Below are 7,017 nucleotides of genomic sequence, written 5' to 3' on the forward strand. Positions count from 1 at the left end.
ATCCCATGTCGATCACTCCTTCTCTCCCCGACCGATTCCGTCGGGGCAGCGTGTTCACATGGGTCAATTCTCAGTGGAAAATTATGGGGCTACCGGGTCACTTCTCAGCGGAAATCAACAGGGTTGAACGTCTGAAGGCCGAAGCCGCTGCCACGAAGATCGAAGCGGATGTTCTCGCAGAGAACTTCAATGAATCGACCGGGGTTTCCTGGCTCTGGGCCTTCCTGTTCGGACCGATCTATTTCGCCGTTCACGGCTTCTGGGGCCGCGCCGTCCTGGTGCTCGTCCTGAACTTCTTCATTATCGGCTTCATTGTCTCTCCGTTCCTGGCCTATGCCCTGGCCGGCCCGGCACTCGCCATGGACTACCAGCAGGAGGGGCACTGGCACAGCGAGTTCGATGACCAGACCTGCCTCATCTGGACTGAGATGGACGGTGAACCTCAGACGCGGATCTGGTTCTTCGGAGGCATGGAAGCCGGTGTCATGTTCAGCGTCCGAACCCAGGAATGGTTTGAATACGGGGCACCGAGCATTCCTTTCAATCCTGACAGCCTCCCGATGTTCTTCATCTTCCCGGTGCCCCCGAGCACGATGGCGCCGATGAACGTGGTCGTTACCTCCGATGGGGCAAGCCTCGTGAAGAAGTATCAGGAGCGGCATTACAAGCGAGTGCGTGGGCTGATGGAAGATGCGGCGAAGGCCGGCGTCGACATCGGCATCATCGACGACCATGACGCACCGCTCGGTCGGTTCTCGACCCGTGGCCTCATCGAGATGCTCGCCCGGTTCGACGCCTGCCTCGAGGACAAGGCATAGGTCCAATCCGACCCTGAGGGCGGGTGCCGCGCCCGTCCTCAGACAAAGACCTCAGGCACCACCTCGATCGGAAGCTCACGGCCGACCGAGCGCATGATTGCCGCGAGCGCGGTGCGGTGGCTTTCTTCCTGGACAGTGACATCCCTGATCAGGTCCGGTGCGATTGGCGACAGGACCTGGACCTCGGCGTCGTTGCGTGTCGGCATGTTGATCGGTGTCTGGTAGACGGCGCGGCAAGACCGTGGATCAATCGAACTGACGGGCCGATCCCTGAACATCTCGTCGAAGGCCCAGGGGCCACCGATGAATCCGTGGTGCTTTACGATCTCCGATGAGGCGGCATTGACCCAGCAGAAACGACATCTGTGGGTCCAGAGAAAGGATGCCTCTATTTCCAGGATTGCCCATGCGCAGCTGGAGGTTTTCAGCTTCTTTGAGAACATAGTCTCGTTGATGCGGTGAATCGAAAAGGACACTGCATCCGACTGACCGTCGTTTCGCCATCCATCGGAGTAGGTGTAGGCCACCTGATTGTCGTCCAGCAGTCGCCGTGAGGCGAGGCCGTATGTGAGAATGCTCTGAAGGTTTGAAAATGGCGTAAAATGATAGAGCGAGGTAATCCCTCGGCGCAGCACTTCCCGGCGAATCTTGTCAGGCTTCAAAATCGCGACCTCAAATCAAGACCAGGGGGCTCCGGCGACGATACGATAGGGTTCAGGGGAATTACTTCATCGCTCGCTGACATTGACGCTCGACACGCGCCATTGGCATTCTCGTAGTGTCGTCTCGGTTTCCGAAGTCGACGATGCACTCGGCAACCGGTCCGTATCCCGCGAGATAGGCGACATGGTCATAGTCCAAGGTTTCCCAACCTCCGGTTTCGATCAGCTCTTTCGTCTCGTCGTATTCGGCGATCGAGATCCCGGCAAGCGCCGCCATGAGGAAAACGCGCGGATGTGTCCGATGCTGGCCACCATCCGTGGGGTCTGTGCGCAACCCAGAATGTAACCCCCGGCCCAGCCCGTGCCGAGGAGGCCGAGCGTGAAGGAAGAGAAACCTTCGACCGAACCGCGGACCGGCAGCACCATCCCGTTGAGGCCGCCGGCAATGAGGAGGAGGGCCGACCCCATCAGGAGGGCGGAAATTTGCCGGCCTTCGAGAATCCCGGATCAGGAGCCAAGGGCTTCCTCGGGAGGCGAAATTTTCCTTCTCGCGGAAGTCGCCTGAACTGAGGCTCACACCTTCTCGCCAAGGGAGAGGCGATGCCTGCGGGCCTGTCGCTCGAGCCTTGCACGGGTAGATAGCTGGAGCCCAAGCTCGGCGATGAGGCCGTCAACCAGGGCCGCCGGTTCGGCAGGCGGAGCGACATGGAAGCGTTCCCGGTTCCATTGGACCGTTTCTGGCGGAGCGATGGCCACCATGGCGTGCTCGAGGGCCTCGATTTCCGGACGTGTGCCCGTAAGCGGCATCCAGACCGCGCGGCAGTGCTTCCTGATGAAGGCCGTCCGGAGATCCTTGGCCGCCTGCCGGTCGGCCATGATCTCCGGATCACGGCTTTTCGGGCCCCGAAACATCCGGCCGACGTTGTAGGCCCAGGAGAACTTGTGGCTGTTGCTCTCGGAGCCGGTGACGTGCCGGTTCTGGATCCGGTCCCGGAAGTCCCGCCCTTCGGTGCTGCCGATATACCGAAACCGGTGCTCGTGATCCGCGAGGGCATAGATGCCCTTTTCGGTCGGTATTCCGACGAGGCGCTGGAGCGGCAGTGCGTGGAGCGTGGCAAGAGCCTCATGAGGGGTCATGGCGGAGATCCTTCGATCGATGATGGCAGGCCTGAAAGACAGACAGAACGGCAGCTACGGGAGCAGCACCGGGATCAGCCGGCTTGCAGGTAATCCCACGCGGCCAGCATCTCGCGGATCACCTTCTTCTCGGTGCTCGAGATGACATGGTCATCGTAGAACTCATCCCCGTAGAACCGAACGACGACCCGCTTCGCATCCCCGATGCGCCGAGCGAGGTCGATCATCTTCGGGCCCTGGAAGCCGGCGTATTCCCAGATTTCGGTATCGTTGTCGCGGAACCAGCGCGCAGTCGGCATCGAAATCTCGTCGCCATCTATGTTCAGCGATGCGCTCGAAACAAAGAGCCAGCCGTCGTTCGAGGTGTAGTTCAGGAAAAGTTCGAGCGACTTCTTCCCCTTGCCGTCATCGAGAAGGTAGAGGGTCACGTAATCCCGGGTGTCCTGATACCGCGGCGAGGATGGATGGCGCGACCAGGACGAGCCGTCGAAGTCCTCGGTGGTCTTGATGAGGGACTTCAGAACCCGCTTGCCGGTGGTGTGCTTCGCGTCCTTGTAGTGCTGCACCTTCGCCCCGTAGGTCGCGTTCTCCGGGTCGATCCGTGCCAGAGCAGCATAGGCAACCCGGTTGGCCTCCGCCTGTGCCGCAGGCAGCGGCCGCGCATAGGCCAGAACAGCCGCCTCCAGCGCCTCCCGGGCGGCGCCAGCCGCCGGAGTGAACGCCTTGTCGGATGCGATCTCCGCAGCGATCGCGCCCATGTCGGCGCCGTCCGCAGTCGCACGGTCCAAATATCTCTGGAGGCGCGCATCCACCGGGGCGGACGTCGCGGGCGCCTCCACCTCTGGGGCCTGCCCGATACCAGCGGCGGCGAGTTTCGGAGCGGCGACTTCGAGGCAGAAATCGGCGGCTATGCGGATCGTCGGGTCATGGATATCGCCCCATCCCCGTATCGTCTCGACCGTCTTCGCAAGTGCATCCATGTCGTCTGCCGCGAGCTCAACCCGGCAGTCGGTGAGCGCAGCTGCTGCCGCCTCAGGCGAAACGTCCGCATGAAGAGGTGCTGCCGCCGCGAGCAATGCGAAAAGGGCGAGGGGTCGGTGCATGAGGTCGTTCCTGTCTGGTCTGCAAAGCGCCAGGCCCAATTCGTGCTCCAGCGACGATCCGCCAATACACTATTTCGTCCCATGATTGTGGTTCATTTTTTCGGCTTCTGGATGTATGGTGCCGAAACGCCACGAGGATCATCATGTCGAGCAGGAAATTCAACGAGGATGAGCGGCGCACGATCGCGAGCATCTTCTTCACGATCCACGACAAGCTGTCGCTCGAGGAGATCCGTGAGAAGCTCGGCAAGAGGATTGGCAAGTCGACGATCTCGAGGGACAAGAAGGGGCTCCGGAACCGGGAGACCCCGTCCCAGGCGTCCGCCGAGGCCTACGCGGCCGCGCTCGGCTATAGCGACGGGATAGACACCGGGGATCCGGACGTCTTCGGCGCGGTCATCAGCTCTGCGCTCGAGGAGCGCCGCAACTACTTCGACCGGCAGCCGCTCTTCCGCCACTTCACCTCCGCCACCCACAAGTATCCAAAGGTGATGAGCCGGATCATTCGGTCGCTCGACGAGCGCCGTTGGGACAATGTCATCGACCTGATCGCGACATTCCGGGAGGGCGACCTGTCGGATGCCTATGGCTCGGTGGCGCGCTACCTGGAGTTCTACCTGGGTCTCGCCTATCGCAACCTGGGGGATCCGGGCGAGGCGCTGAAGCATTTCAAGGCGGCCTATGAGCTCACGCCCGAGAACACCAACGAAGAGCGGGACTTTCTCAGCCACGCCGCGGCCAACTACGCGCTGGCGCTCCAGGACGGCGCCCGGCCTCTTCCAAAACCGGAGGTGCTCGACCATCTCCTGCTGGTTGCCGTCGACACCATGCCGACGGACTACCCGGAGAACCTCGTGAACGTTCTGGTCGTGGCCTCACGCATGCCTGATGGCTTCTTTGGGATCTCCGCCGAAAGGGTAGCGGCGAAGCTCCGGCATTTCACAAACGCGGACGATATTGAGCGGATTCGTGCCACATTTTTGGCACAGATTGAATTGCAGGATCTCCACGAAGATGATATGTTCAAGCATGTCATCGCCGCTGCGGATGAGCGGCTGGCATTTCTGAAAGGAGCTTAGTCCATGGAAAGCATCATTCAGGGCTACCCGGTGCCGGGCAACTGGCGGCAGCCCCTCGAAGAAGAAGAAGGCAAGGGGAAGGGCAAATAAGCCCCGATCCTCGCCCAGGGAGCCAAGACCCGAAGCCCGGCGCGCCACGCGGTGTGGGCCAGGTCATCCCCGTGCCGCGGCGGCGCCGCTGGTATCACGGCATCACGGAAACCTTCGCTGGCAAACCCGCAGCGACCACACCGGTGCCAGCGGGGTCCTGCCCGGGGCGCGGCGCTCTCATTGCCACCATCATGCTCGCGGTAGCCTCGGGCGCCATGATCGGCTTCGGCGTTCCCACCGGAACCGGATGGGCCTGGAAGCTTGGTCTCGGTGGGGTCGTGCTTTCGGTCGTTCTGCTCTTCATCTTGACGAGATCGATCGAGCGCCGGCTCTGGGCGGTCTTCTTCACCTTCATGGCCGGTGCCGCGGGCTCTCTCGCAGCGCCGGTCTATTCGTTCACGGCCGCGGCGCGCGTTGGCGATCCCGCGGCGGGAACAGGCGCGGAGGGCAGTGGCATGATGTCCTCGGGCGGTAGCATTGCCACGACGCTCCTGTGGTTCCTCGGCGCCGTCATCGCGGCCTGGCTGGCCCGGCAGGAGCGTCGGAAGTAAGCCGCAGGCGGCCTGTGTGTCGTGGCCGAAAACGTAGCGCGGGTTCGAGCGCGACCGGGGGTTCTCCCAGGAGAACGACGATGGCGTTTCAGACATCTCCATTGAATTCGCGGGGAGCCAATGCACTCTTGATCTGACGGCCGACGGACAGACGCATCGGATAATGGCAGGGATCGATGGAGCCTGTTTGGAGGGCATCACGACCATGCCCGGTCTTGGTCTGCACCACGGGTATGAACCGGACTTGCTCAAGACATGTGCTACTTCCGGCTGGATCGCTGCGACCCTCTTCCGTGTCTCCTGCCAATACGTCGAAACGGCCTTTCGCGATCATTTCGATATCGAGTTCCATTCCGGTGGCGTTCGGCTCAGAAGGAGCGTGAACGTAACGGCGCGATGACCGCGAGACCGGAGATTATTGCCCGTGACGATTGGGGCGCGTAGGGGGGCTCGATGAAATCCGGAACATTCTCGCGAAGGCGTTGGGCAGGAAGCTGACTTCGTTCATCCCGATCCCGTGGCGGCCTCTCAACGACATGAGGTAGTTCAACTTGTGCCGGGCAATTTGAAACCTTCCTCTTCGAGTATCCTGATGATTTCATGGTTCAGTGTCTGAAAGCTGCGCGGGACCCACGTCTCTGTGGGGAAAGCGATCATCGGCAAGAGCGTGTGGTCGCGCGAACTCGGGCGCCATCTCGGGGTGCCGCGCTGTGGCATCGAGGGAACCGCAGAGCAGGCCTCCTTCGTCGTAAACGGCTCGCAACGCGGCTCGGGCTCGGCCTTTCCGGGGCGGCCCTTGCAAACCATCGTGCAGAGCCTCTGCGCGAAGGCGAGCCTGATCGACGCCTTCTTCGCCTTTGCACGGGAAGAGCAACGCCGCGAAGTGAACGAGATCATCACCTCCGAAGATCTGAACCCCGAGGCGGCAAAACGCTATATCGCGGCCTCGGTCAAACGAGAGTTCGCTGCTGAAAATGGGGCCGACCTGAATGCCATATTGCCCAAAATGAGCCCGCTGAACCCGCAGTTCCGAAGCAAGAAGGCGACGGTGTTTGAAAAGATCTCCGCCTTTGTTGATAAGTTCAAAGGTGTCGGTGGTGAAGTATGAGTGCGGCGGTCATCACAATGATGCGCATCGCTGCCGTTCATACCACATGCAGCGAATAACCACTCAACGCCCTTCCCATCCAACCTTCAACCCTTGCAGCGCCCAAGCCTCACAAGCGCCCCCCTGACGACAAGCACCAGCCGGATGACAAGAAGCCAAACATTACAATCGGGGAGAACAGATCCTCTGCCCACGTCCGCATCCGCGCTATTTCCATAAGAAAAAGCCCGAGCTGCAGCTCCGGCGTTCCTGTCATCAGGCTGAAGAGCGCAAGGTGGTACGTTTCTCCCTTGACACCCCTTGCGCAGACTTATGCTTCCGTTTGCGCATTCATATGCTTGCTCTGACTCGCCGCCTAAAGCATTTCGGGATTAACCTGGCGCATATCCTGCAGCGCGAAAGTAGTTCATGCATTCGTCGGGAGTGAACAGGTCGCATATCCTTCCGAGCGCGCTGAACAACTCCGTAA

The 7,017-nt window shown here is 61.1% G+C and carries 9 protein-coding genes; 4 read left to right on the forward strand and 5 right to left on the reverse strand.

Going from position 1 to position 7,017, the window contains the following annotated elements; translation table 11 throughout:
* Nucleotides 1-818: DUF2628 domain-containing protein (locus QO034_RS22805; protein ID WP_284487807.1), on the forward strand; the 818-nt coding region annotated here is incomplete at its 5' end.
* A gap of 38 nt (nt 819-856) precedes the next feature.
* On the opposite strand, the gene QO034_RS22810 is transcribed toward QO034_RS22805, so the two are convergent.
* From QO034_RS22810 to QO034_RS22830, 4 genes are all read right to left on the reverse strand, one after another.
* A complete protein-coding gene (locus QO034_RS22810; protein ID WP_284487808.1) occupies nt 857-1,480 on the reverse strand; it encodes a DarT ssDNA thymidine ADP-ribosyltransferase family protein in 624 nt (207 codons plus the stop codon).
* Between the two features lie 61 nt (nt 1,481-1,541).
* Entirely contained in the window at nt 1,542-1,757 is a 216-nt protein-coding gene (locus QO034_RS22815; protein ID WP_284487815.1) for a hypothetical protein, read from the reverse strand.
* A gap of 296 nt (nt 1,758-2,053) precedes the next feature.
* Nucleotides 2,054-2,617 (reverse strand): hypothetical protein, encoded by a 564-nt coding sequence (locus QO034_RS22825; RefSeq protein ID WP_284487809.1) that lies wholly within the window; start codon nt 2,615-2,617, stop codon nt 2,054-2,056.
* A gap of 74 nt (nt 2,618-2,691) precedes the next feature.
* Entirely contained in the window at nt 2,692-3,720 is a 1,029-nt protein-coding gene (locus tag QO034_RS22830) for a hypothetical protein (protein WP_284487810.1), read from the reverse strand.
* 143 nt (nt 3,721-3,863) lie between these two features.
* On the opposite strand from QO034_RS22830, the gene QO034_RS22835 reads away from it, so the two are divergent.
* Both QO034_RS22835 and QO034_RS22840 read left to right on the forward strand, forming a co-directional pair.
* On the forward strand, nt 3,864-4,799 hold the full coding sequence (locus QO034_RS22835; protein WP_284487811.1) for a tetratricopeptide repeat protein: 936 nt from the start codon (nt 3,864-3,866) through the stop codon (nt 4,797-4,799).
* Nucleotides 4,800-5,080: 281 nt separating this feature from the next.
* A complete protein-coding gene (locus QO034_RS22840; RefSeq protein WP_284487812.1) occupies nt 5,081-5,440 on the forward strand; it encodes a hypothetical protein in 360 nt (119 codons plus the stop codon).
* An 88-nt stretch (nt 5,441-5,528) separates the two neighbouring features.
* Here the strand turns inward: QO034_RS22840 and QO034_RS22845 are convergent, their stop codons facing one another.
* Entirely contained in the window at nt 5,529-5,792 is a 264-nt protein-coding gene (locus QO034_RS22845) for a hypothetical protein (protein ID WP_284487813.1), read from the reverse strand.
* A gap of 288 nt (nt 5,793-6,080) precedes the next feature.
* Between QO034_RS22845 and QO034_RS22850 the strand changes: the two genes are divergently transcribed.
* The gene (locus QO034_RS22850; protein ID WP_284487814.1) at nt 6,081-6,548 is read left to right on the forward strand and encodes a type I restriction endonuclease subunit R, EcoR124 family; all 468 of its coding nucleotides are present in this window, start codon (nt 6,081-6,083) and stop codon (nt 6,546-6,548) included.
* The last annotated feature ends 469 nt before the right edge of the window (nt 6,549-7,017 follow it).

The organism is Sedimentitalea xiamensis (assembly GCF_030164465.1).
GTDB classification, from domain to species: domain Bacteria; phylum Pseudomonadota; class Alphaproteobacteria; order Rhodobacterales; family Rhodobacteraceae; genus Sedimentitalea; species Sedimentitalea xiamensis.

Bases quoted from the DNA above. Each gene is read 5' to 3' on its own strand.
- QO034_RS22815 (WP_284487815.1), bottom strand. From the start codon at position 1,757: ATGGCGGCGCTTGCCGGGATCTCGATCGCCGAATACGACGAGACGAAA.
- QO034_RS22825 (WP_284487809.1), bottom strand. From the start codon at position 2,617: ATGACCCCTCATGAGGCTCTTGCCACGCTCCACGCACTGCCGCTCCAG.
- QO034_RS22830 (WP_284487810.1), bottom strand. From the start codon at position 3,720: ATGCACCGACCCCTCGCCCTTTTCGCATTGCTCGCGGCGGCAGCACCT.
- QO034_RS22835 (WP_284487811.1), top strand. From the start codon at position 3,864: ATGTCGAGCAGGAAATTCAACGAGGATGAGCGGCGCACGATCGCGAGC.
- QO034_RS22840 (WP_284487812.1), top strand. From the start codon at position 5,081: ATGCTCGCGGTAGCCTCGGGCGCCATGATCGGCTTCGGCGTTCCCACC.
- QO034_RS22845 (WP_284487813.1), bottom strand. From the start codon at position 5,792: ATGGAACTCGATATCGAAATGATCGCGAAAGGCCGTTTCGACGTATTG.